Here is a 21,020-nt window from a genome sequence, read left to right as displayed (position 1 = left end):
GGGCGCTTCATGCGCACTTTATTCACAAACAAGGGTAAATCCTGATGAGAATTACCGACTTAGTCTGTAGGAAAAAAGCCAGGTGTGAGGCTTTCTACCTACTCTCCGAACGCGTTTACCTGACAGGGTTCGCAAGCAAGACTGCCGCGCTGCAAAAATGCTTTTCCCCCGCGCAAGCCTGCGTCGGCTGTGGGCTTCTTGTACACTCGCCTCACTAGCCCCCACCTGTACATTTTGGTGACAGCATGATCGAGGTAACCGAGGTTTCCATTGCCGAGCTGCGCGACGCGCTCACGACTGGCCGTACCACGGCAGTCGAACTCGTCAAGGCCTACCTGGCCCGCATCGACGCCTACGACGGCGCCGACACCGCCACCGCGCTGAATGCGGTGGTGGTACGCAACCCTGAAGCACTCAAGGAGGCCGAGGCCTCCGACGCCCGGCGCGCCCGGGGTGAAAGCCTTGGCCCGCTCGATGGCATTCCCTACACGGCCAAGGACAGCTACCTGGTCAAAGGCCTGACCGCAGCCTCCGGTAGCCCGGCATTCGCCGAGCTGGTCGCCCAGCGCGACGCCTTCACCATCGAGCGCCTGCGCGCGGCCGGCGCCATCTGCCTGGGCAAGACCAATATGCCGCCGATGGCCAACGGCGGCATGCAGCGTGGCGTCTATGGCCGCGCCGAAAGCCCGTACAACGCCGCCTATCTTACCGCGCCGTTCGCCTCCGGCTCGTCCAACGGTGCCGGCACCGCTACCGCCGCCAGTTTCTCGGCCTTCGGCCTGGCTGAAGAAACCTGGTCCAGCGGTCGTGGCCCTGCTTCGAACAACGGCCTGTGCGCCTATACCCCGTCGCGCGGGGTGATCTCGGTGCGCGGCAACTGGCCGCTGACGCCGACCATGGATGTGGTGGTGCCGTATGCGCGGACCATGAGCGATCTGCTGGAGATCCTCGATGTCGTGGTGGCCGACGATGCCGACCCACGCGGCGACCTGTGGCGCCTGCAACCTTGGGTGCCAATCCCTGCGGCGTCCTCGGTTCGCCCGGCTTCCTACCTTGACCTGGCGGTCGATGCCAGCTCGCTCAAGGGCAAGCGTTTCGGTGTGCCGCGCATGTACATCAATGCCGATGAACTGGCCGGGACCTCGGAAAAACCGGGTATCGGCGGCCCGACCGGCCAGCGTATCAACACCCGCGCCAGCGTCATCGACCTCTGGCAGCAAGCGCGCCTGGCCCTTGAGGCCGCTGGCGCAGAAGTGGTCGAGGTGGACTTCCCGCTGGTCTCCAACTGCGAAGGCGACCGCCCCGGTGCACCGACCGTGTACAACCGTGGCATCGTTTCCAAGGCGTTCCTCCACGACGAGCTGTGGGAGCTGTCCGGTTGGGCCTTCGACGATTTCCTGCGGGCAAACGATGATCCCAAGCTCAACCGCCTGGCTGATGTCGATGGGTCGAAGATCTTCCCCCACGACCCCGGCACCCTGCCCAACCGCGAAGATGACTTGGCCGCCGGCATGGACGAGTACGTCAACATGGCCAAGCGCGGCCTGAAAAGCTGGGATCAGATCGCGACCGTCCCGGACGGTCTGCGCGGCCTGGAGCAGACCCGCAAGCTCGACCTAGAAGACTGGATGGACAACCTCGGCCTGCACGCCGTGCTGTTCCCCACCGTGGCCGACGTGGGCCCTGCGGATGCCGACGTCAATCCTGCGTCGGCGGACATCGCCTGGAGCAACGGCATCTGGGTGGCCAACGGCAACCTGGCGATCCGTCACTTGGGCGTGCCTACGGTCACCGTGCCGATGGGCGTGATGGCTGATATCGGCATGCCCGTGGGGCTGACCTTTGCCGGCCGGGCTTATGATGACTCGGCCCTGCTGAGCTTCGCCGCCGCCTTCGAGTCGACTGGCTCACGTCGTATCGTGCCGCCGCGCACGCCTGCGCTGGGCTGATATCGCGTCGCTCTTTTCGCGGGCAAGCCCGCTCCCACAGGGTCTCCACCGCTCTTCAGGCTGGTGGGGTACCTGTAGGAGCGGGCTTGCCCGCGATAAGGCCGGTACTGTTAGCCTCGTTGACTCACTCCTCAAAATTCAACAAACTGTATAAAAATAACATTTTGTTGAATAAATTATGTCCGTTACTCACCTCCAACGCGAACGCCAACTGGTCCTGTCCACCCTCAAGGCTGCTATCGCCGCGATCGGCAGCGTTGCCGGGCGCAACATGGAGATCCTCCTGCACGACCTCGACCAACCCGAGCAATCGGTGGTGGCAATCGTCAACGGCCACCTTTCCGGACGCGTCGTCGGCAGCCCGATTCTCGCCGCACCCGAACAGGATCAAGGCTTTCAGGCGCTGATGCGCGCCGCGCACACGCCAGGCTGCGAGCCGGTGGTCCTGCCTGATTATCCCACCACGCTCAAAGGCCGCAGCCTGCGCAGCGCCACCGCTATCCTGCGCGACAGCGAGGGGCATCCGTTCGCCAGCCTGTGCGTCAATGTCGACCACAGTGGCCTGGATGCCGCCCTTGAGTTCCTCCGGCAACTGCAGCCATTGGGCGCAGATCAGGTCTTGAGCACGCCCCTGCCAGTCGACGACCCAGCCGATATGAGCGTGCTGATGGCCGAGATCATTGCCAACGCGCTGCAGTCTTGCGGTCACGGCCGGATGAACAAACAGGCCAAAGTCGAGGCCGTGCGGGTGATGCAGGAGCGCGGTCTGTTCATCGTCAAAGGCGGCGTGGAAAAAGCCGCCGCAGCGCTCGGTGTGACCCGCTACACCGTTTACAACTACCTTGAGCAATTGCGTGGCGAAACCTCGTCCGCTGCTCGTGACGACTGACTTCACGGAGACCGCCATGCCCTTGCACATCCACACCCCGCTGATCGAATCACGCCCCCTGTCGCTGGCTGCTGGCCGCTCTGTCTGGCTCAAGCTCGATGCCTTGCAGCCTTGCGGCTCGTTCAAGCTGCGCGGGGTTGGCCACGCCTGCGAAGTCCACCACGCTCGTGGCGCGCGCCACTTTGTCTCGTCCTCAGGCGGCAACGCTGGCCTGGCAGTGGCCTATGCCGGGCGTCTGCTGGGCGTGCCGGTGACCGTGGTGGTGCCGGAAACCACCACCGAACGCGCCAAGGAGCTGCTGCGCCTGGAGGATGCCAAAGTGGTGGTACATGGCGGCTCCTGGCAGGAAGCCAACGAACTGGCGCAAACCTTGATCGGGCCGAACGACGCCTTCATCCATCCGTTCGACGATCCACTGTTGTGGGCCGGCCACGCAAGCATGATCGACGAAGTTGCCGAGGCGGGCTTCAAGCCCGATGCGCTGGTGTTGTCGGTCGGCGGCGGGGGGTTGCTCAGCGGCGTCGTCGAGGGGCTCAAGCGCAATGGCTGGCAGGATGTGCCGGTGCTGGCGGTGGAAACTCAAGGTGCTGGCTCTTTACATGCTGCCGCGCAGGCTGGGCACACGGTAGAGCTGCAGCGGATCGCGTCGGTGGCTACCTCCCTTGGCGCCAAACGTGTAGCGGAACAGGCGATGGAGTGCCTACGCACTCACCCGGTCGAGAGTCATCTGGTCAGTGACCGCGAAGCGCTGCAAGCCTGCGAGCGGTTCTTGCTCGATCACCGGCTGCTGGTAGAGCCCGCCTGTGGGGCGGCGCTGGCGTTGGCCTATAACGCTCAAGCTTTGGCCAACTATAAGCAGGTGATGGTCGTGGTGTGTGGCGGTGCTACCGCTACCTTGGAACAGATCCAGGCGTGGTTGGCGGCGTGTCCTGAGTGATGTCATGGCTGCACTGGCGTCTTCGCGGGCAAGCCCGCTCCTACAGGGTCCGCGTGGACTTGAAGGTTGTATTGCTCTGACTCAACGCCGGCCATAAACGCTATGGCTAAGCCTATGGGAGCGGGCTTGCCCAGGCAAAAAAAGCCCGTGCCAGGCACGGGCAAAACAACACCACCGCACAATCGGTTAGCCGCCAGCGGGTGTTTAGTGATCCATCTCATCCTTGGTGATCTTGCCGGTGTGTGGGTCGACATGGAATTCATACTTCATGCCATCGGCCTTCATGCCCTCACCTTCCCAATGGCCGTCGTCGGCCTCGATCTTGGTGATCTGGGTATAGCCAGCAGCCTTGAGGCTGGCTTCGGCCTGATCCTTGGTGACCTTCCAGTCAGCGCCAGGCTGGTCAGCCCAAGCCGCACTCGCGCCGAGTGCGCCAACCAATGCGAGGCCTTTGAACAGTCGTGTCAGTGCTTTCATCGTGAACGTCCTTTTTGCGTGAAGGTACAAGGTGCGACTGGAGATTTTCGACGAAGGTTCATTCTTTGCACCGGTCGGATTCTCACGGCTCAGACAGGTGCCACGATTAGGATGGTCACATTGCTGTGCTCCAATGCTGGCACCGCAGTAGCAATGTGTTACGCAACTCAGACGAAATGCGTCTTCGACCCTTTCGATATGCGGCGCGGGAAGGCACAATGCGTGTCCTTTTTTTGGCCGGCCTGGCCGGGGGCCTTTAAATGATCAAGACGCCGTATTACCTCATCGACAAACAGAAGCTGCTGGGCAACCTGGAGAAGATCGCCTACGTGCGCGAAAACTCCGGGGCCAAGGCCTTGCTGGCACTTAAGTGCTTCGCCACCTGGTCGGTGTTCGACCTGATGCAGCAGTACATGGACGGCACCACTTCGTCCTCGCTCTACGAGCTCAAGCTCGGCCGCGAAAAGTTCGCCGGCGAAACCCACGCCTACAGCGTGGCCTGGGCCGACGATGAAATCGAAGACATGCTGGTCAACTGCGACAAGATCATCTTCAACTCGATCGGCCAGCTGCAGCGCTTTGCCGAGCAGTCCGAAGGCAAGGTCCGCGGCTTGCGCGTCAACCCGCAGGTGAGCAGCTCCGACTACCTGCTGGCCGACCCCGCGCGGCCGTTCAGCCGCCTCGGCGAGTGGGACCCGGAGAAGATCGAAAAGGTCATCGGGCAGATCTCCGGCTTCATGTTCCACAACAACTGCGAGAACGGCGACTTCAGCCTGTTCGACAAGATGCTGGCGCACATCGAAGAGCGCTTCGGCCATTTGCTGCACAAGGTCGAGTGGGTCAGCCTGGGCGGCGGCATCCACTTCACCGGCGCCGACTACGCGCTGGATGAGTTCTGCGCGCGCCTGAAGGGCTTCTCCGAGAAATACGGCGTGCAGGTCTACCTGGAGCCGGGCGAAGCCGCCATCACCCAGAGCGCCTCGCTCGAAGTGACCGTGCTCGACACCCTGTTCAACGGCAAGAACCTGGCCGTGGTCGACAGCTCGATCGAAGCGCACATGCTCGACCTGCTGATCTACCGCCTCGACGCCAAGATGGCCCCCAATGATGGCGAGCACACCTACATGGTCTGCGGCAAATCGTGCCTGGCCGGCGACATCTTCGGCGAGTACCAGTTCGAGCGTCCGCTGGCCATCGGCGATCGCCTGTCGTTCGTTGACGCGGCCGGCTACACCATGGTCAAGAAAAACTGGTTCAACGGTCTGAAGATGCCGTCCATCGTGGTCAAGCAACTCGACGGCAGCGTCGAAGTGGTGCGCGAGTTCGGTTTTGAAGACTACGTTTCGAGCCTGTCGTAAGACAGGCCATTTAGTAAGGAGCAAGGGATAAATTGAAGAAGAACGTTCTTATCATTGGTGCAGGAGGTGTCGCCAAGGTGGTGGCCCACAAGTGCGCGCAGCATAACGACGAACTCGGTCGTATTGCCATTGCGTCGCGGAACATCTCCAAATGCCAGGCCATCATCGACAGCGTCAAGGCCAAGGGTAGCCTCAAGGTTCCCGCCGACATCCAGGCCTTCTCGCTCAATGCACTCGATGTCGAGGCGACCAAAGCGCTGATCCGCGAAACCGAATCGCAGATCGTGATCAACGTGGGTTCCGCCTTCCTCAACATGTCGGTGCTGCGTGCCTGCATCGATACCGGTGTCGCCTACCTGGACACCGCCATTCACGAAGAGCCGGGCAAGATCTGCGAGACTCCGCCCTGGTACGGCAACTACGAGTGGAAACACCTCGAAGAGTGCCAAGACAAGAACATTACCGCCATTCTCGGCGTCGGTTTCGACCCGGGTGTGGTGAACAGCTATGCCGCATTGGCACAGCAGCAGTATTTCGACCAGATCGACTCGATCGACATCCTCGACGTCAATGCCGGTTCCCATGGCAAGTACTTCGCCACCAACTTCGACCCGGAAATCAACTTCCGCGAGTTTACCGGTCAAGTCTGGAGCTGGCAGAACAGCCAATGGACCAGCAACACCATGTTCGAGGTCAAGCGCACTGACGACTTGCCGGTAGTAGGTTCGCAGAACCTGTACCTGACCGGTCACGACGAAGTGCACTCGCTGTCGAAGAACCTCGGCGTTGCCAACGTGCGTTTCTGGATGAGCTTCGGCGAGCACTACATCAATGTGTTCACCGTGCTGAAGAACCTCGGCCTGCTCTCCGAGCAACCGGTCAAGACCGCCGAAGGCCTGGAAGTGGTGCCCCTGAAAGTGGTCAAGGCCGTGCTGCCTGACCCCTCCTCGCTGGCCCCGGGCTACACCGGCAAGACCTGCATCGGTGACCTGGTCAAGGGCACCAAGGATGGCCAGCCGCGCGAAGTGTTCATCTACAACGTAGCTGACCACGAAGAAGCCTACGCCGAGACCGACAGCCAAGGTATCTCCTACACCGCCGGCGTTCCGCCAGTGGCGGCGGCGCTGCTGGTCGCCCGCGGTCAGTGGGACGTGCAGCGCATGGTCAACGTCGAGGAGCTGCCAGCTGAGCCGTTCCTCAAGGCGTTGGACGTGATGGGCCTGCCGACCCGCGTCAAAGATGAAAAAGGCGATCGTCCTTGGGACGCGCAAGCCTAAGCAGCACACTGAAGGGGCGCCATCATGGCGCCCCTTCTGCATGTCCCTTGCGCTTACTTGCGCGCCTCCAGGATCAAGTTGAACGGCGTCTGCGTCGCACGCCGGAACTGCTTGAAGCCTGCCTCCTCGAACACCGCCCTGAGCCGCGCCTGGCCCGCTTGCGCACCCAATCCAAGGCCCACTTCCTGGGATAGCGAATTCGGCGTGCAGATGAACGTGGAGGCTGCATAGAACAAGCGCCCGACCGGGTTGATATTGCCGTCCAGGGTATCTTCGGCGTAGGGTTCGACCAACATCACCGTGCCGTCGTCCTTGAGCGCGTGATAGGCGTGGCGCGCCGCCCCCACAGGGTCGCCCATGTCATGCAGGCAGTCAAAGAAGCACACCAGGTCGTGGTCATGGCCTGGATAGTCCTTGGCAGTGGCCTGCTCGAACGCGACACGCTGTTCAAGCCCCGCCTCTTTGGCCCGCTCCCGGGCGGTGAGGATCGAAGGCGCGTGGTAGTCATAGCCGACAAAGCGCGAGGCGGGAAACGCCTGGGCCATGACCAGGGTCGAGGCGCCGTGGCCACAACCGATATCGGCCACCTTCGCGCCTTTCTCAAGCTTACTGACTACCCCCTCGAGTGCCGGTAGCCACTCAGCCACCAGGAACGTGCGATAACCCGGCCGGAAGAAACGCTCGGTGCCGCTGAACATGCACGGGTGATGATCGCCCCAGGCCAGGCCACCGTCACCACGCATGGCGCTCACCAGCTTGTCCTTGTCATGAAACAGCGCCGCCACCACCGCTGCCCCGCCCGCCATGTACACGGGCGAATCCTCGATGGCCAGGGCCAAGGCGTGCTCCTCTGGCAGCAGGAAAGTCCCGTTGTCGTGGCGCATGTAGCCGGAGGCAGCCTGGGCGTTGAGCCACTCGCGCACCAGGCGTGGGTGGCAGCCGGTCTTTTGCGCCAGTGCCTGGGGCGTGACCGGCTGGCTGTCGGCCATGGCCCGATACAGCCCCAACTCATCGCCAAGAATGACATTGGCCAGCGTTGCCGCCGCGCCCATGTCGCCGACCAGCTTGCCCATGAAGTCTTGCAGCTTTGCCTCGTCCATGACCTGACCTCCTCTACGCGAAGGCCACCGTCAGCCAGGGAGCACCCACTGCGCGCGGCTACGGGCGGTGGTCGGATCGATAGTGGCGACTGTTGCCGGGTGCTGTGCAACAGCCCAAGGCTTTAAGTCTAGCCCTCGGCTTGTGCGACCGGGCGGTTGCCGGATAGACGCGCTGGGCGGCCTGCGCTATCTTCGCGCCGCTGCGCGCCCACTTGCCAATTCCGACCGACCAGGCGCAGCAAAGGACTGCCTTCAATGCCCCAGCTGTCGCAAAGCCGCCTCGTCGCCGTGCTCATCGGTGTCGCCTTCGTCATCTTCGATCAATGGATCAAACTGCTCGCACTGGTCGCCCTCAAGGCGCAGAGCTACAGCTTCGGTAACAGCGTCGCCTGGATGGACGTGGGCCTGAGCCTCAACCCGGGTGCGTTTCTGAGCCTGGGCGCCAACCTTGCCCCAGGCTTGAAGCAACTGATTTTCGTTGTTGCCGTCGGCGTGGTGTGCTGCTGGGCGATCGGCTGGGCCCTGTCGCGCTGGACACGCGCACCGCTCAAGGCGGTGTCGGTGTATTTCATCGCCCTGGGTGGAGTATCGAACCTGATCGACCGCGTCGCCCGCGACGGCCACGTGGTCGACTACCTGGTGCTCAATCTCGGGTCGCTGCACACCGGCGTATTCAACCTCGCCGATATCGCCATCATGGCCGGCGCGGTGGTATTGGCAGTGGATGGGCTGACGAAACCGAGCAAGGCTAAGGTTTAGGCTAGGACTATATAAGCTGGAGAGTTGCGCTATGGATCAAGTGGTGCTGGAGATGAGCAACAAAAACCTGGCCCTAGCCTAATGCTGTTCACTCAAGATTAAGGGGGCGCAAAGCGGCCCCAAAGCAGGACGCCCTGTTAAACGTGGCAAATCGGCATCTGCTTGATAATCAATAAAGCCGTCGCATGAACCAACAGCAGGTCACCGCCGTGCTGCTGGTTCAGCAGACTCAATCAGTTAGTTCCCCCGCGCTTTTCCAGGCTCTCAACCAACGCTTTGGCCAGCGCCTTGTCGGAGAACGGGTTCTGCCCAGTGATCAGCTCGCGGTCGACCACCACGTGGGGCGTCCAGGCGTTGGCGTAGTTCATCTGGCCTCCCGCGCCAGCCATGGCGTTGGCCGGGTAGAACAACAGCCGTTGATCCTTCAGCGAGCCTTCGAAGACCTGTTCCTCGGGGTCGGAGAAAATGGTCATGCGATAGCCCTGGTAGATCCAGTTACTGGCCGCTGGTTTGTCGCCGCGAGCCAACGCTGCCTGGTAGCTGGCAGGGTCCTGCTGGGCAGACAACAGCGCAATCGGTCCGTGGCAGATGGCCGCGGTTGGCTTGCCCGCTTGATGGAAATGACGCAACAGCGCGCCAACATCGGGGTTATTGGCCAGATCAATCAACGGCGCATGGCCACCTGGAATGAACAGCCCCGCGTAACGATGCAAATCCCCAGCAAGCACTTCTTTCACTGACAGGGTGTCTTTGATCCCAGGCAGGCTGTCCACCAGCTTGCCGATACGCTGCATTTCTGCGGCGTCACCGCCAAAGTACTGCGGGTCGACCGAGCGTATATCGACACTGGGCGCATTACCCTTGGGCGTGACCAACACCAGCGTGTAACCGGCCTTTAACAACTGGTCGGCTGGTACGCCGAATTCGTTGAGGTAATAACCGGTGGAGTACTGCTTGCCGTCTTGCAACGGCAGTTGATTTTCGCTGGACAGCAGCACCAGCACTTCGCCCTTGGGCGCGGCGGCGGCGCCACCGGCAAACAGCGCACCGGCAATAGCCAGCGCCAGAGTAGAGGTCTTGTTCATCAGTCTTCCCAGATTCAGGCGAAAGGAGCGGTGTCCAGTGGACGAGCCAGATGGACTTGCGGGGCGCTAACCAGCCAGTCGGCGACAGTGGCGCGATAAGCCTGATAGTGAGCGCTCTGCCGGTGCGCCTCGATGGCAGCGTGGTCGGTGTACAGCTCGAACAGCTCGAACGCCACTTCATCGCCCTCTCGAACGAACAGGTCGTAGCGCAGATTGCCGGGCTCGGCGCGCGAATCGGCAACCAATGAACGCAGGGCTTGCTCTAGCGCGTCGCGATGCTCGGGTTTTGGGCAGATGGTGGCAAAAATGCTGATAGGCATGGGGCCTCCCAGTGAGTGGTAACGATCAGTGGGCCTATGCTAACCAGCGCGCTATGATTCGATAATTCGAAAGCGCTTATGCCTGCGATCCAAAAAATGAATATCACTCACAAAGATCTCAATCTATTGCTGGTATTCCACGTGCTCTATCAAGAGCGCAATGCCACCCTGGCCGCCGAGCGCATGGCCCTCAGCCAACCGGCGCTAAGCCATAAGCTCAACAAACTGCGGCATCAGTTCGGCGACCCCTTGTTCGTGCGCGCGCCACGCGGCCTGACGCCGACACCCCGGGCTCACGAGATGGCGCCGCAAGTGCAGCGTCTGGTTGAAGATCTACAGGGTTTCTATGAACGCTGCGATGGCCTGGACTTCCTCACCCGCCCTGCCCGCCTGCATCTGTACAGCACCGACTACATGGAGCAGACGCTACTACCTCGGTTGCTGCCGATCATCCGCAGCCAGGCGCCCAACCTGGTGTTGATCACCCACAACACCCGTGGCCAACTGCCACGCGAAGCCCTGGAAAAAGGCACCTGCGACCTGGCCATCGCCGGCTTCTACACCGATTTGCCGGACACCTTCCACCAGCAGCGCCTGCTCAGCGAAGACTTCGTGGTGCTGGCCGCACGCAGCAACCCGCGCCTTGGCGCAGGGATGAGCCTGGAGGCGTTTCTTGCTTGCGAGCATCTGCTGACCACCCTGACCGGTGATCTCGACGGCCTGGTCGACCGCGCGCTGCGCGCTGAGGGGCGCAGCCGGCGGGTGGTGGCCGGACTGTCCAGCTTCCTGGCGCCGGCCCGCTTGATCCGCGGCACCGATCTACTCCTTACCTGCCTGCGGGCAGTGGCGGTCGAAGCCGTCGAGCGTGATCCGCAGCTGTGCATTTACCCCATGCCCTTGGCGCTACCAACAATCGAGCTCATGCAGATCTGGCACGAACGCACCCACACCGACCCATTACGCAAATGGTTCCGTCAGCAAGTGTGGGAGGTGGCCGCTAAGGCCTGAAGACTCGATTGCGGGCACAGCCGGGGGCCGACGTGCCCGCAATAAGCTAACGATTAGGGCGTGGCCACAGGCGTTGGCGCACTACTCGGCACTGCCAGTTGCAGTACCTCGTTGGTATAGGCCCACTCTTTCTCGACCATGTCTGGGTGGTCGTTCAACCGCGTGCCATAGGATGGGATGATCTCACGCAGTTTGGTCTGCCAGGCCGGCGAGGCCATTTTGTCCTTGAACACCCGCTGCATCAGATCGAGCATGATCGGCGGTGCAGTCGAGGCGCCCGGCGAGGCACCGAGCAAGCCGGCGATGCTGCCATCCTTGGCGGCGACCACTTCGGTACCCAGCTTCAGGACACCGCCCTGATCCTTGTCTTTCTTGATGATCTGCACACGCTGGCCAGCCTGCCACAGGCGCCAGTCTTCCTGCTTGGCGTTGGGGAAATAGGTCTTGAGCGCGTCAAACCGATCAGCATCCGATTGCAGCACTTGGCCGATCAGGTACTGCACCAGATCGAACTCACGCACCCCTACCCGAACCATCGGCCAGACGTTGTGGGTAGACATGCTGGCAAACAGGTCCAGGAGCGACCCTTCCTTGAGAAACTTGGTGGAGAAGGTGGCGAACGGCCCGAACAGAATCACCTGCTTGCCATCGAGCACGCGGGTGTCCAGGTGCGGCACCGACATCGGCGGCGCACCGGTCGAGGCGATACCGTAGGCCTTGGCCATGTGCCGCTTGGCGATGGCCGGGTTGTCGGTCACCAGGAACGAGCCGCCGACCGGAAAGCCCGCGTAATCCTTGGCCTCATCGATGCCGGCTTTTTGCAGCAGCGGCAGCGCCGCACCACCTGCCCCGATGAACAAGAACTTGGTATCAGTGGCTGATTTGCTGCCGTCCTTGAGGTTCTTGTACTCGACGTGCCAAGAGCCATCGTCGTTACGGGTGATGTCTTCCACTTCGGTCGACAATTTCAAGTCGAAATTCGGTCGACTTTGCAGGTAGCCGACGTACTGGCGGGTGATCTCGCCGAAATTCACATCAGTGCCGATCGGCGTCCAGGTCACCGCCAATTTCTGATTCGGATCACGTCCTTCCATCATCAGAGGCACCCACTTCTTGATCTGCTCCGGGTCCTCGGAGTACTGCATGGGGCGGAACAGCGGGCTGGCCTGCAGCGCCTCGTAACGCCGTTTCAAGAAGCGGATGTTGTCATCGCCCCAGACGAAGCTCATGTGCGGCGTGGAATTGATGAACGAGCGCGGGTTCTTCAGCACCCCGCTCTTGACCTGCCAGGCCAGAAACTGCCGGGTGATCTGGAACGACTCATTGATCTCGATGGCCTTGGAGATGTCGATCTTGCCGTTCTTCTCCGGCGTGTAGTTAAGCTCGGCCAACGCCGAGTGGCCGGTGCCGGCGTTGTTCCAGCCGTTGGAGCTTTCCTCGGCGACTTTGTCCAGGCGCTCGACCATCTGCATCGACCACCCCGGCTCCAGTTCATTGAGCCAAATGGCCAAGGTCGAGCTCATGATGCCGCCACCCACCAGCAACACATCGACCCGCTTGGACTCTGCTGCCTGGGCATTGAATAGGCCGCAGGCCATGACCAGGCTGGCCAACGCCCATTTCGACTTGATCGTGATGTTCATGTCCTCTCCCACGAGGCGCAGCGGGCCTCGATCTGTTCTGCGTGCTTCTCCATGCCCTGCTCCGTCACATTCAGCCTGGAATCAAGCTTAGCTGAGCAATTCACTCGGGCATCATTTGCCAGCACCCAAGAACCCGGAGCGGGCTTGCCCCGCGATTGCGTACCCTGTAGACGCTATCGCGGCACCTGCGGTTTTCGGAATCCGGCGAACACAGACGACAACAGGCACTTGCATCCAACTCCTTCTGCAAATACTGTATGAATATTCAGTATTTTGAGTAGACCGCATGCAACTCATCGCCAAACTCGGCATTCTTGCCGACGCTGCCAAATACGACGCCTCGTGCGCCAGTAGCGGCGCACCCAAGCGCAGCTCGCGTGGCCGCGAGGGGCTTGGCGCCACCGATGGCATGGGCATCTGCCACAGCTACACCCCTGATGGCCGCTGCGTCTCGTTGCTCAAGGTACTGCTGACCAATTTCTGTCTCTACGACTGCCAATACTGCGTCAACCGCCGCTCCAGCAACGTCCCGCGAGCGCGCTTCAGCCCAGAGGAGGTGGTGCGCCTTACCCTGGATTTCTACCGGCGCAACTGCATCAGCGGCCTGTTTCTCAGCTCCGGCATCATCCGCTCGGCCGACTACACCATGGAGCAATTGATCGAGGTGGCGCGCCTGCTACGTGAGGAGCACGAATTCCGAGGCTACATCCACCTCAAGACCATTCCCGATGCCGACCCCCTACTGATCGAACAAGCCGGCCGCCTGGCCGATCGGCTCAGCGTCAATGTCGAACTGCCTACCGACGCCAGCCTCAAACGCCTGGCTCCGGAAAAGCACGCACATACCATCCGCCTGGCCATGGGCACCATCCAGCAAGGCCAGCTGGCAGTAGCGGGCGAACCTCGCGCGCCGCGCTTCACCCCGGCGGGGCAAAGCACCCAAGTGATCGTCGGCGCCGACGACACCGATGACCGCACCCTGCTGGGCAATGCCGAATCGCTGTACCAAGGCTATGGCCTCAAGCGCGTTTATTACTCGGCCTTCAGCCCGATACCCGACAGCCCTGACAGCGTGCCGTTGGCAGCCCCGCCGCTGCTGCGCGAGCACCGCTTGTACCAGGCCGACTTCCTGATGCGCGGCTATGGCTACAAGGCCGGTGAGCTACTGAGCCAGGCAGGCAACCTGGATCTGGACATAGACCCAAAGCTCGCCTGGGCCTTGGCCAACCGTGAGGTATTCCCGCTCGATGTGAACCGCGCCGAACCTGCGCTGTTGGCGCGCATCCCCGGCATCGGTCTGCGCAGCGTGCAGCGGCTGGTCGCGCTGCGCCGGGAACGGCGCATCCGCTATGACGACCTGATCCAGCTGCGGTGTGTGCTGGACAAGGCTCGCCCATTCATCGTCACCAGTGACTACCGCCCGGCTCAAGCCGAGCTGCGCAGCGGCCTGTTGCGCGCACGCCTGCGCGACCCGCAGGCCCCGGTGCAGATGGGGCTGTGGGGATGATCGCGCTCGATTGCGACAACCATTTTGCCCTGTGGCGCGAACAGGCGCGCACGCTGCTCAGCCACGGCATCGACCCCGCCCAGGTCAGCTGGGCACAAGGTCCGATCGACGATTTGCTCGCCGTGCCAACGCCATTGCCAGAAGGCCGTGGGCCATTCCAAGCGAAAGTACCGGCGGCCCTGTTGAGCCAGCTGGAGCAGGCGGCCCGCTACCACGGCGAGCAGCGCTGGAACCTGTTGTATGAGGTGCTCTGGCGGGTTGCCCACGGCGACCGCACTGCCATGCTCGCAGGTGATCGCCTAGGGAGCGAACTGCACCGGCGGATCAAGCAGGTCAGCCGCGAAGCCCACCACCTGCACGCCTTCGTGCGTTTCGTACCGCTTCCAGCGCTGCTCGCCGAGCAGCTGCAGCTTGACCTGGTCGCCTACCATGAACCGGCGCACGACATCCTCGAAAGTGCCAGCAGCCACTTCGCCGATCGCCTCGGCCGCCAGCGCTGGTTGATTGCAACCGATCGCGACGCTATGCGCTTCGATGGGCAAACCCTGGATTACCGTCGTCACTGTCCAGAGCAGTGGCGCCAATGGGCGCGGCACGCCGAAGATCCCGGCGCAGAGCTGTGGCGCACCTACTACCGACACACCTTCAACCCGGCCCGGCTCAATCCCGATGCCCTGCGCCTGCACATGCCGGGCAGGTTCTGGCGGCACTTGCCCGAGGGCATGCTGATCCCGCAACTGATGGGCCAGGCTCGCCAAGGCAAGCAGCGCGATGGCCAGGCGCTGGAAGTGGCGCAGCAAGCTGGCAAGCGGATTGCCAAGGCTCGCGATTAGGCCTGCGGCCAACCTTCTCCTGCGCTTTCCCAGCCTTCGCCTGCAAATGTGAAAATTTCCTAAAAAATTGTAGGGGACCCGTCTTTTTTCCTGCGACAAATCCTGACACACTGATTGCTAATCATTCTCAGACGCAGAATTATTTGCTCTTTTAACCCGTCAGGAACCGCTGCTCATGTCGCGCCCTTCTTCGCAACGCCGCTTCAGCCCCTCACGCAATCTACTGGCCATGGCCATCTGTATGGCGACCGTCGCCCCGGCGCTGGCCGAGGAAGCCGACACGCCCAAGGATCAGGCGCAATCCAATGGTGCGGTAATGGAGCTCGGCGCTACCGAGGTCAGCTCTACCGGTCTGGGCAGCACGACAGAAGGAACGACCTCCTACACCACCGGCGCCATGGCGACTGCAACCAAATTGCCCTTGAGCCTGCGCGAGACCCCACAAGCGGTGACCGTGATCACCCGTCAGCGCATGGACGATCAGGCCATGACCAGCATCAACGATGTGGTCAAGTACAGCCCAGGCCTGTTCCTCAGCCAATCCAGCGGCCCAGGGCGCCAGACGTATTCGGCGCGTGGCTTTGATATCGATAACCTGATGTACGACGGCATCCCCAGCAACTATCAGGGCTGGACGGTCGGCGCCCAGCCGAACCTGGCAATGTTCGACCGGGTGGAAGTGGTGCGTGGCGCAACTGGCCTGGTCACCGGCAGCGGCAACCCCTCGGCAGCGATCAACCTGGTCCGCAAGCGTCCGCTGGCCGAACAGAAAGTCACCCTGACCGGGGCTGCCGGCACTTGGGACAACTACCGCGGCGAGATCGACGCCTCCAGTCCGCTCAACGACAGCGGCACCCTGCGCGGACGAGTGGTCGCCTCCTATCGTGATGCCAACGGCTTCGTCGACAGCATGGAGGAAAGCCATGGCCTGTTCTATGCGATCACTGAAGCGGACCTGAGCGACGACACCACCCTGACGCTGGGCTTCTCCAACCAGAAAGACAAGACCAATTACTTCTGGGGCGCGTCGATGGTGGGCCTGGACGGCCACCACCTGGATTTGCCGCGCTCGTACAACCCAGGCACTGACTGGGAAAACAAAGACCAGGAAATCAACACAGTGTTCGCCGAGGTGCGCCAGCGCCTGGCCAACGACTGGAAATTGCAAGTCAATGCCACCTATAGCGAGCAGGATGCGCTGTTCTCAGGTTCCTATCAGTCGCGCTGGGCCGCCGACCAGTCGTTGCAAAGAACCGTCTACCAGTCTGGCCAGGAAGAAAACCAGGCCGGCCTGGACGCGTTTGCCAGCGGCCCATTCCAAGCCTTTGGTCGCAGCCACGAACTGGTGGTGGGTGCGAGCAAACGCATTTATGACATGACCACCAACAACTACAGCCCCTACAACATGTTCTGGCCGCTCAATGGGCCGAAGCCGAACTTCGTCCACACCGACAACACCCGTGAAGTCACCACCCAGGATGCGGTCTACATGAGCACCCGCCTGAGCCTGGCCGACCCGCTGAAACTGATCCTCGGTGGGCGCCTGGACTGGTACGACTACGACAACCGTGACGACTCCGACGCCAGCTACAAGGTGACCCGCAACGTCACCCGCTATGCCGGCCTGATCTACGATCTGGACGAGCATCACTCGGTGTATGTCAGCTACAGCGACATCTTCAACCCGCAGAGCTCCAAGGACGTCTCCGGCACGCCGGTCAAGCCGATCGTGGGCAAGAACTACGAGGTCGGCATCAAGGGTGAGTACTTCGACGGCGCCCTGAACGCAAGCTTGGCGGTGTTCCGCATCGACCAGGAAAACCGAGCCGTACAAGTCGACGTACCGTGCCCACAACTGGCTTGCTACGAGGCCTCCGGTGAGGTTCGCAGCCAGGGTATCGAGTTGGAACTGCAGGGCGCACTGACCGACAACTGGCAGGTCGGCGCCGGTTACACCTATGCCCGCGCGCACACCACCAAGGATGAAAAAAGCCCGGAGAAGGTCAACAAGCAGCTCACCACCGACTTGCCCGAGCGCATGTTCAAGCTCTCGACTGTCTACCGCTTCCAGGGCCCGCTGGAAAAACTGCGCGTCGGCGGCAACGTCTACTGGCAGAGCCGCATGTACAACGACATCGCACTTAGCGACGGCAGCAACTACCGCTTGATCCAGGGCGCCTATGCCGTCACTGACGTGATGGCCGGCTACCAGGTCAACCAGCACCTGGACCTGCAACTCAATGCCAACAATATCTTCGATCGCAAATACTACTCGTCGATCTCCTCTTCCTGGCAGTACGGCGGCGACACGTATGGCGCCCCACGCAACATGATGCTGACGGCCAAATACAGCTTCTAAGTCATCGCCCCTACCCACTCTGCGCAGGGACGCGCACCTCACCCTCCTCGCTTAGCCCTGCAATCGCTGGCCTTTGTCAGGCCACGCGCCCGCCTTGATCAGCTGTTGTACGTCTGAGCCTCGATTGGCGCACGCCTCAACGGCGGGCTATCGGAATCCACACGTCGACGTAACCGGTCTCACGCCCCGGATCAAAGTCTGGGCTGTAGGCCAACTCAGGCGCATCATCAAAGCGACGCACGGGTGAAGGCTTCGTGGGAGCCATAGCCTGCCGTCAACGCCACCTGCAGGATATCTGGCTGGCCGTTGCGCAACGCCAGGGCGGCGTCGCTAAGCCGACGGGCACGGATGTAGCGCATCACCGGCCAACCGGTGGTCAGCGAGAAATAACGGCGACAGGGCGAACGGCGACAGGTCGAAGCGCTGGGCAACGCGGCTCAGGTCGAGCTCCGACTGCAACTCTGACTCGATGAACCACAGGATATTTTCGATACTGCGCGTGACGATGCTCCTCCAAAGCAGCGCCGACAGTAGCAAATGTCTGGGGTGGGGATTTGATCGTTCTTGCGCGTTTGACGACCTGCCGACTCTGTAGGGCGCAGCACGCGACGCGCCTACACGATCGATGCGTGCTGCGCAGATCGTGTAGAAGCGGGCTTGCCCCGCGTTAGCGTCACAACTGACCAACAAGCGCTGGCTTTCAGGTAACCAGCCGCTCCACAAACGCCAGGCGCTTCTTGTATGAGCGCCGCGCCTCCAACGCCTGCTCAAGCGTCACCTCAACGAACCGCGCCTGCTGGTTGGGCTGCATCTGCCCGATCAAATCCAGGTCAGCACTGATCACCGTGCCAATCATCGCGTAACCGCCACCGGATACCGCATCCCGGTGCAGGATGATCGGCTCCAAGCCTGCCGGTACCTGGATCGAACCAATCGGGTAGCAACTGTCGACGATATTCGAAGGATCGGAGCCCGCACCAAAAGGTTGCTCGCGCGGCTGGAAACTCAACGCGCTACCGCCCTTGAAGCGATAGCCGATTCGGTCCGCCTCGGACCCCACCGTCCACGCATCGCTGAAGAAGTCGCGCGCGGCCGTCGCCGTCAAGCGGTCGTAGTACAGACCGGGCACCACCCGCAGCAGCACCTCCCCGCCCAGACTCTGCCGCAAGGCCATCGGCAGGCTGGCGCCTGCGCGGCTTTTACCGCTGGCCACACCCACCGGCAACAGATCGCCCGCCACCAGCTTGCGCCCCTGCCACCCCCCCAGCGCGCCCAGCCCGTAGGTGGAGCGACTGCCCAGCACCTGCGGGACATCGATGCCACCGGCCACCGCCAGATAGGCGCGCGCGCCGGCGCGGGGGAAGTCAAAGCGCAACACCTGCCCGGCGCGGACCTTGAACGCCGTGTCCGGATACTGCTCCACCCCGTCCAGGCGCACTGGCATCTGCGCGCCGCACACCGCCACCAGGGCATCGGCCTGGAACTCCAGCTCCGGCCCCACCAGGGTGCATTCCAGCCCGGCTGCGCCGGCCGGGTTGCCGACCAGTTGGTTAGCCGCACGCAGCGCATATTGGTCGAGCGCACCCGATGGCGGGATACCCAGGTGGTAGTAGCCTTCACGGCCCAGGTCCTGCACCGAGGTGGCCAGGCCAGGCTTGAGTACCTTGATCATGCCAATGCCTCCTGCAGCGACTGGGGATAGCCAACCGGGTCGGCTAAAAAAGCATCCAGGGAGAATTCCACCGAACGGATGCGCAGAGTGAACCGGCCGCTTTCAACCTCATCCACGGCCTGGTCGTAGGCATCGCGGTCAATCGGTTTGAACTGGACGATATCGCCCGGCCGGAAGAACACCATGTGTTCCTTGAGGTAATCCAACTGCTGCTGCGGATCGTAGATCGGCGCGGGGGTTACGCCGAACATCTGATAGCCACCCGCCCCGCGCACTGAGTAGATGCAGCCAAAGCACCCGCCATGGCCCAGGGTCAGCTTCGGCGTGTCGGTTCGTGGACGCAAATACTTGGGCACTTGCAGCTGACGTTCACGCTCGACCATCTGGAACATGAACGGCAAGCCGGCAACGAAGCCGACCATCGACACGAACCACGGCGCACCGCTGTGGGCGGCAATGAACGCCTCGACATCGGCCAGGCCATTGATCCGCGCCGCGTACTCAAGGTCGGTGGCGTCTGGGTCCTGATGCCGGTCGCGAAAACGCATTAGCGTTTCATGGGTCCAGGGATCGTTGTACAGCACCGGGATCTCGATGATCCGCGTGTGCAACGAGCGCTCGGCGACGGCCTCGGCCTCCGCGCCCTGCACCGCTTCGAGCAGCGCCTGCGGGGCGATGCGATCAGGATCGAAGCGGATCTGGAACGAGGCGTTGGCCAGGCACACATCGAGCACCCCATCCAGTTGCAGGCGCTCGACCGCGCGGGTCACGGCCATGCCTTTGAAGAAGGCTTCCAGCGACATGCTGTCGCTGACCTCGGCAAACAGGTGTTCGTCGGCGCCAAAGCTGTAGCGGATCGGCGCGTTCATTTCGCGCCTCCGGGGCGAGGCAGTGGAATGATGAAAGCATGCTCGGCCATGACTGTTCCTCTTGGAATACTTGTAGAAAGGCAGGCAAAAACAACGCTGCGGACCCTGGTCTGTATGCGCCAGGTGCCCGTTGACGTCAGCGCGGCGCGCGCACGCTGATTCCGGCAGCATCCAGGGCCTTGCGTGTGGCCTCGACCAGTTGCAGGGCGCCTGGGGTATCGCTATGCAGGCAAATGGAATCGAAGCTGATCGGCAGGTCCTGGCCTTCGACCGTGCGCACTACCCCCTCTTGGCAGGCCCGCAAGACCCGCTCGGCGACATGGCTTGGCTCATAGCCGCGAACGTTACGGGTGAACACGATCGAGCCGCTCAGGTCATATTCACGGTCGGCATAGAACTCGCGAATCACTGGCTGGCCAAGCGTTTGGGCAATGCGGCAGATCGCCGAGCCGGGCATGCAGTACAGCAGCAGTTCAGGCTCCAGTCGCTGCAGGTTTTCTACCAGTAAGCGTGCAGCCTCTTCATCGCGCGCCAAGTGCATGTACAGCGCGCCATGGGGCTTGATGTGCTGCAGGGCCACGCCTTGAGCGCGGGCGATCTCACGCAGGGCGCCAAGCTGGTAGAGCATGTCATCGACCAGCTCCTGGGCCGGGGCATTGATGTGCCGACGGCCAAAGCCGACCAGGTCGCGAAAGCCTGGGTGAGCACCGATAGCCACGCCCACCGCCTTGGCCCGCTCCACCGTACGGCGCATGGTGCCGGGGTCGCCGGCATGAAAACCCGTGGCGATGTTGGCCGAACTGATGAAGGCCATCAGCTCATGGTCGACGCCATCGCCGATGGTCCAGGGGCCAAAGCCCTCGCCCATGTCCGAGTTGAAATCCACGACCTGCATTGTGCGCTCTCCTACGGTGCCTGCTTGTGGGTTGCTGCAGCCCACGTTAAATTCCCCAGCACCCCTTGGGAAGATCTATAAAC

Annotated in this window: 19 protein-coding genes; 10 read left to right on the top strand and 9 right to left on the bottom strand. The window is 62.1% G+C overall.

The window, feature by feature from the left end; genetic code table 11:
• Positions 1 to 245: 245 nt before the first annotated feature.
• From ACI2JX_RS04000 to ACI2JX_RS03990, 3 genes are all read left to right on the top strand, one after another.
• Positions 246 to 1,949, top strand: coding sequence for an amidase (locus tag ACI2JX_RS04000; protein ID WP_404689434.1), 1,704 nt, complete (start codon positions 246 to 248; stop codon positions 1,947 to 1,949).
• 178 nt (positions 1,950 to 2,127) lie between these two features.
• Positions 2,128 to 2,838, top strand: a complete 711-nt coding sequence (locus tag ACI2JX_RS03995) for a transcriptional regulator (RefSeq protein ID WP_404689433.1) — start codon at positions 2,128 to 2,130, stop codon at positions 2,836 to 2,838.
• Between the two features lie 16 nt (positions 2,839 to 2,854).
• Positions 2,855 to 3,775: a pyridoxal-phosphate dependent enzyme gene (locus ACI2JX_RS03990; RefSeq protein WP_404689432.1), complete on the top strand. Its 921-nt coding sequence runs from the start codon at positions 2,855 to 2,857 to the stop codon at positions 3,773 to 3,775.
• Between the two features lie 204 nt (positions 3,776 to 3,979).
• Here the strand turns inward: ACI2JX_RS03990 and ACI2JX_RS03985 are convergent, their stop codons facing one another.
• Positions 3,980 to 4,252, bottom strand: a complete 273-nt coding sequence (locus ACI2JX_RS03985; RefSeq protein WP_404689431.1) for a PepSY domain-containing protein — start codon at positions 4,250 to 4,252, stop codon at positions 3,980 to 3,982.
• A 260-nt stretch (positions 4,253 to 4,512) separates the two neighbouring features.
• Here ACI2JX_RS03985 and ACI2JX_RS03980 point away from each other — a divergent pair, with 260 nt between their 5' ends.
• Together ACI2JX_RS03980 and ACI2JX_RS03975 are read left to right on the top strand one after the other, a co-directional pair.
• Positions 4,513 to 5,610 (top strand): carboxynorspermidine decarboxylase, encoded by a 1,098-nt coding sequence (locus tag ACI2JX_RS03980; RefSeq protein ID WP_186555140.1) that lies wholly within the window; start codon positions 4,513 to 4,515, stop codon positions 5,608 to 5,610.
• 32 nt (positions 5,611 to 5,642) lie between these two features.
• Positions 5,643 to 6,887, top strand: a complete 1,245-nt coding sequence (locus ACI2JX_RS03975) for a saccharopine dehydrogenase family protein (protein ID WP_186555139.1) — start codon at positions 5,643 to 5,645, stop codon at positions 6,885 to 6,887.
• Positions 6,888 to 6,940: 53 nt separating this feature from the next.
• Here the strand turns inward: ACI2JX_RS03975 and ACI2JX_RS03970 are convergent, their stop codons facing one another.
• On the bottom strand, positions 6,941 to 7,987 hold the full coding sequence (locus tag ACI2JX_RS03970; RefSeq protein ID WP_404689430.1) for a class I SAM-dependent methyltransferase: 1,047 nt from the start codon (positions 7,985 to 7,987) through the stop codon (positions 6,941 to 6,943).
• 255 nt (positions 7,988 to 8,242) lie between these two features.
• On the opposite strand from ACI2JX_RS03970, the gene ACI2JX_RS03965 reads away from it, so the two are divergent.
• Positions 8,243 to 8,746 (top strand): signal peptidase II, encoded by a 504-nt coding sequence (locus ACI2JX_RS03965; protein ID WP_264233432.1) that lies wholly within the window; start codon positions 8,243 to 8,245, stop codon positions 8,744 to 8,746.
• Between the two features lie 233 nt (positions 8,747 to 8,979).
• On the opposite strand, the gene ACI2JX_RS03960 is transcribed toward ACI2JX_RS03965, so the two are convergent.
• Positions 8,980 to 9,831, bottom strand: coding sequence for a type 1 glutamine amidotransferase domain-containing protein (locus ACI2JX_RS03960; protein ID WP_404689429.1), 852 nt, complete (start codon positions 9,829 to 9,831; stop codon positions 8,980 to 8,982).
• 14 nt (positions 9,832 to 9,845) lie between these two features.
• Complete coding sequence (locus ACI2JX_RS03955; RefSeq protein WP_312151688.1) at positions 9,846 to 10,151, bottom strand: putative quinol monooxygenase; 306 nt, start codon at positions 10,149 to 10,151, stop codon at positions 9,846 to 9,848.
• Positions 10,152 to 10,247: 96 nt separating this feature from the next.
• Between ACI2JX_RS03955 and ACI2JX_RS03950 the strand changes: the two genes are divergently transcribed.
• On the top strand, positions 10,248 to 11,159 hold the full coding sequence (locus ACI2JX_RS03950; protein ID WP_404689428.1) for a LysR family transcriptional regulator: 912 nt from the start codon (positions 10,248 to 10,250) through the stop codon (positions 11,157 to 11,159).
• A gap of 53 nt (positions 11,160 to 11,212) precedes the next feature.
• Here ACI2JX_RS03950 and mqo read toward each other — a convergent pair whose 3' ends face one another.
• Positions 11,213 to 12,802 carry a malate dehydrogenase (quinone) gene (gene mqo / locus ACI2JX_RS03945; protein ID WP_404689427.1) on the bottom strand — a complete coding sequence of 530 codons (1,590 nt, stop codon included), beginning with the start codon at positions 12,800 to 12,802 and terminating at the stop codon, positions 11,213 to 11,215.
• A gap of 286 nt (positions 12,803 to 13,088) precedes the next feature.
• Here mqo and ACI2JX_RS03940 point away from each other — a divergent pair, with 286 nt between their 5' ends.
• From ACI2JX_RS03940 to ACI2JX_RS03930, 3 genes are all read left to right on the top strand, one after another.
• Positions 13,089 to 14,309: a putative DNA modification/repair radical SAM protein gene (locus ACI2JX_RS03940; protein WP_404689426.1), complete on the top strand. Its 1,221-nt coding sequence runs from the start codon at positions 13,089 to 13,091 to the stop codon at positions 14,307 to 14,309.
• Entirely contained in the window at positions 14,300 to 15,142 is an 843-nt protein-coding gene (locus ACI2JX_RS03935; protein ID WP_404689425.1) for a TIGR03915 family putative DNA repair protein, read from the top strand. Before ACI2JX_RS03940 ends, ACI2JX_RS03935 begins: the two co-directional genes overlap by 10 nt.
• 175 nt (positions 15,143 to 15,317) lie before the next feature.
• Positions 15,318 to 17,501, top strand: a complete 2,184-nt coding sequence (locus ACI2JX_RS03930; protein WP_404689424.1) for a TonB-dependent siderophore receptor — start codon at positions 15,318 to 15,320, stop codon at positions 17,499 to 17,501.
• Between the two features lie 227 nt (positions 17,502 to 17,728).
• On the opposite strand, the gene ACI2JX_RS03925 is transcribed toward ACI2JX_RS03930, so the two are convergent.
• The 4 genes from ACI2JX_RS03925 to ACI2JX_RS03910 form a co-directional block, all read right to left on the bottom strand.
• Positions 17,729 to 17,932, bottom strand: a complete 204-nt coding sequence (locus tag ACI2JX_RS03925) for a helix-turn-helix domain-containing protein (RefSeq protein ID WP_404689423.1) — start codon at positions 17,930 to 17,932, stop codon at positions 17,729 to 17,731.
• Between the two features lie 269 nt (positions 17,933 to 18,201).
• Positions 18,202 to 19,173: a biotin-dependent carboxyltransferase family protein gene (locus ACI2JX_RS03920; protein WP_404689422.1), complete on the bottom strand. Its 972-nt coding sequence runs from the start codon at positions 19,171 to 19,173 to the stop codon at positions 18,202 to 18,204.
• Entirely contained in the window at positions 19,170 to 20,042 is an 873-nt protein-coding gene (locus ACI2JX_RS03915; RefSeq protein WP_264233414.1) for an allophanate hydrolase subunit 1, read from the bottom strand. Before ACI2JX_RS03915 ends, ACI2JX_RS03920 begins: the two co-directional genes overlap by 4 nt.
• A gap of 136 nt (positions 20,043 to 20,178) precedes the next feature.
• Positions 20,179 to 20,937, bottom strand: coding sequence for a 5-oxoprolinase subunit PxpA (locus ACI2JX_RS03910; RefSeq protein WP_404689421.1), 759 nt, complete (start codon positions 20,935 to 20,937; stop codon positions 20,179 to 20,181).
• Between the last annotated feature and the right edge of the window lie 83 nt (positions 20,938 to 21,020).

It is taken from the genome of Pseudomonas sp. NPDC088890 (genome assembly GCF_044900155.1).
GTDB lineage: Bacteria > Pseudomonadota > Gammaproteobacteria > Pseudomonadales > Pseudomonadaceae > Aquipseudomonas > Aquipseudomonas urmiensis.
This window is presented reverse-complemented; position numbering and strand designations above follow the sequence as displayed.

Excerpts from the sequence above, each read along its gene's own strand:
- ACI2JX_RS04000 (WP_404689434.1), top strand. The coding sequence starts at position 246 with ATGATCGAGGTAACCGAGGTTTCCATTGCCGAGCTGCGCGACGCGCTC.
- ACI2JX_RS03995 (WP_404689433.1), top strand. The coding sequence starts at position 2,128 with ATGTCCGTTACTCACCTCCAACGCGAACGCCAACTGGTCCTGTCCACC.
- ACI2JX_RS03990 (WP_404689432.1), top strand. The coding sequence starts at position 2,855 with ATGCCCTTGCACATCCACACCCCGCTGATCGAATCACGCCCCCTGTCG.
- ACI2JX_RS03985 (WP_404689431.1), bottom strand. The coding sequence starts at position 4,252 with ATGAAAGCACTGACACGACTGTTCAAAGGCCTCGCATTGGTTGGCGCA.
- ACI2JX_RS03980 (WP_186555140.1), top strand. The coding sequence starts at position 4,513 with ATGATCAAGACGCCGTATTACCTCATCGACAAACAGAAGCTGCTGGGC.
- ACI2JX_RS03970 (WP_404689430.1), bottom strand. The coding sequence starts at position 7,987 with ATGGACGAGGCAAAGCTGCAAGACTTCATGGGCAAGCTGGTCGGCGAC.
- ACI2JX_RS03965 (WP_264233432.1), top strand. The coding sequence starts at position 8,243 with ATGCCCCAGCTGTCGCAAAGCCGCCTCGTCGCCGTGCTCATCGGTGTC.
- ACI2JX_RS03960 (WP_404689429.1), bottom strand. The coding sequence starts at position 9,831 with ATGAACAAGACCTCTACTCTGGCGCTGGCTATTGCCGGTGCGCTGTTT.
- ACI2JX_RS03955 (WP_312151688.1), bottom strand. The coding sequence starts at position 10,151 with ATGCCTATCAGCATTTTTGCCACCATCTGCCCAAAACCCGAGCATCGC.
- ACI2JX_RS03950 (WP_404689428.1), top strand. The coding sequence starts at position 10,248 with ATGAATATCACTCACAAAGATCTCAATCTATTGCTGGTATTCCACGTG.
- mqo (WP_404689427.1), bottom strand. The coding sequence starts at position 12,802 with ATGAACATCACGATCAAGTCGAAATGGGCGTTGGCCAGCCTGGTCATG.
- ACI2JX_RS03940 (WP_404689426.1), top strand. The coding sequence starts at position 13,089 with ATGCAACTCATCGCCAAACTCGGCATTCTTGCCGACGCTGCCAAATAC.
- ACI2JX_RS03930 (WP_404689424.1), top strand. The coding sequence starts at position 15,318 with ATGTCGCGCCCTTCTTCGCAACGCCGCTTCAGCCCCTCACGCAATCTA.
- ACI2JX_RS03920 (WP_404689422.1), bottom strand. The coding sequence starts at position 19,173 with ATGATCAAGGTACTCAAGCCTGGCCTGGCCACCTCGGTGCAGGACCTG.
- ACI2JX_RS03915 (WP_264233414.1), bottom strand. The coding sequence starts at position 20,042 with ATGAACGCGCCGATCCGCTACAGCTTTGGCGCCGACGAACACCTGTTT.
- ACI2JX_RS03910 (WP_404689421.1), bottom strand. The coding sequence starts at position 20,937 with ATGCAGGTCGTGGATTTCAACTCGGACATGGGCGAGGGCTTTGGCCCC.